Here is a 1,958-nt window from a genome sequence, read left to right as displayed (position 1 = left end):
AGCGCTCACCCCGGCAGCGCCACCGGCTCCAGCGGCCTGATGCCCTCGGTCACGAACGACGGCGGCTCGATCCGCCCGGAGCACCGGCTCACCCCGGACCCGACCACCCCGTTGCGCCGCACCACGACCTCGTACTCCCGCTCCACCCCGAGCACCGTCACGACCCGCGCGTGCCCGTCGCTGCCCGCCACCGGCCGCTCGTCCACGGCCAGCGCCGAGTCCACCCCCCGGTACCCCATCGCCTTGCGCAGCGCGATCTCCGCGAACTGCGCCCACGGCGTGGTCGCCGACGTGCGCCCCCGCAGGTGCTCCGGCGCGACCTGCCCGGTCAGCGCGGCCTTCGCGACCAGCGCCGCCTCGTCCGGCCCGAGCTGCCCGTGCAGGAACCCGTCCGGCACCACCAGCAGGTTCCCGGCCCACCGGTCCCCGCCCAGGTGGCTGACCTCCCACGCCCGGTCCGGGTGGTTCTGCGCGAGCACCCCCGCCAGCGGCCTGCCGAGCACCGCGCAGCACATGTCCTTGGACCCGTGCGTGCACACCAGGAACATCGGCCCCTCCACCGGGACCCCGTGCCCCGGCACCCCGGCGCCCACGGCCTCCAGGTCCAGCGCGGCCAGCTCAGCCAGGTCCGAGACCTCGATCCGCTCCAGCCACCGCCAGCCGGGCCGCCCGCTGGCCACGAACACCGCGCGCTTCGCGCCGGGGGAGCGGTGGTGCCTGCCCGGACGGCGGACGAGCAGCGGGCGCAGCCCACCGGCCCGCAGCGCGTCCAGCCGCCCAGGGGGGAACGCCTGCGCCAGCACCCGTTCCAGCGCGTCCGCCTGCCAGGGCCCCGGCTGCTCGATCAGCAGCCACGACGTCATGCGCGCCGCGGTGCCCGCCGGGTTGCCGCCGAGCAGTCTGGTGACCACCGCGCAGCCGGGCAGCGCGTCGGAACGGGGTTCGGACATACCTGTGACTGTATCCATTCGCCGGTTAGGTATGCCTAAACTTAGCTCACTCACTTCGGTGAGAGCAGCCCCTGGGCCACCAGTTCCCCGAGCAGGGCGCGCACAGTCACCCGATCGAGAGCAGGACCGCCCGCTTCGACCAACGACGTCACCGTGCGTGCCCGACCGCCCAGCAGCGCCGCCAGCACCGGCTCCGCCGCGCCCGCGAAGACCAGCCGCCTCCCGACCGCCGCCAGCACCACCGCGTCGCCCTCGCGCGAGAGCACCGCCCTCGGCGCGAGCAGCAGCACCTCGGCCCCGTCGTCCTCCGGGAGCAGCGCCGACGTCGCCGTCCACGGCAGCCCGACGTGCTCCACCGCGGGCGCCTGCGCGTCCCGGTCGGCCAGGAACCGCGCCACCACGCCGTCGTCCAGCCGCTCCAGCAGCCTGGCCCGCAGCAGCGCCGCGTGCCCCGCCTGCTCGGCGGCCGTGCCGAACCTCGGCAGGTCGCCCCGGAACGCCTCGTCGGCCCGCAGCTGGTCGGCCAGCCACGCCACCAGGTCCACCCCGGTCGCCCGGTTCACCCCGATGGTCAGGTGCAGCGACTCCTCGCCCACCGCGGACACGTCGTGCCAGCACCCGCGCGGCAGGTACAGCACCTCGCCCGCCTCCAGCACGAACTCGTCCAGCGGCCCGCCCTCGGGCCTGGGCGGCAGCTCGACGTCCCGCACCATCGGGGCCACCCTGGTGAACCCGTGGATCCGCCAGCGCTTGCGCCCGGACACCTGCACGACGATCGCGTCGTGGTCGTCCCAGTGGACGTCGAACCCGTGCGTGACGCCCCAGCCCGCGTAGGCGTTCACCTGCACCCGCTCGCGCAGCTCGTGCTCCAGCCCCACGGCCAGGTCGCCGACCGCGCCCACCAGCTCCTGCACCGAGTCCAGCACCAGCGTCGCCCCGCCGCGCACCTGCTCGGCCAACTTCCCCGGCAGCACCCTCGGCACCTGCCCGGCCCGCCGGGTGTCCACC

The 1,958-nt window shown here is 75.6% G+C and carries 2 protein-coding genes; both read right to left on the bottom strand.

Annotation, left to right across the window (positions count from 1 at the left end; translation table 11 throughout):
• Positions 1-5 precede the first annotated feature (5 nt).
• Entirely contained in the window at positions 6-950 is a 945-nt protein-coding gene (locus ACTUAL_RS12790; protein ID WP_096496138.1) for a sucrase ferredoxin, read from the bottom strand.
• Positions 951-1,000: 50 nt separating this feature from the next.
• On the bottom strand, positions 1,001-1,958 hold a 958-nt coding region (locus tag ACTUAL_RS12785), incomplete at its 5' end, for a cupin domain-containing protein (RefSeq protein ID WP_440900389.1).

Source organism: Actinosynnema sp. (assembly GCF_052038725.1).
This window is presented reverse-complemented; position numbering and strand designations above follow the sequence as displayed.

Coding starts and splice junctions, on each gene's coding strand:
- ACTUAL_RS12790 (WP_096496138.1), bottom strand. CDS start 950: ATGTCCGAACCCCGTTCCGACGCGCTGCCCGGCTGCGCGGTGGTCACC.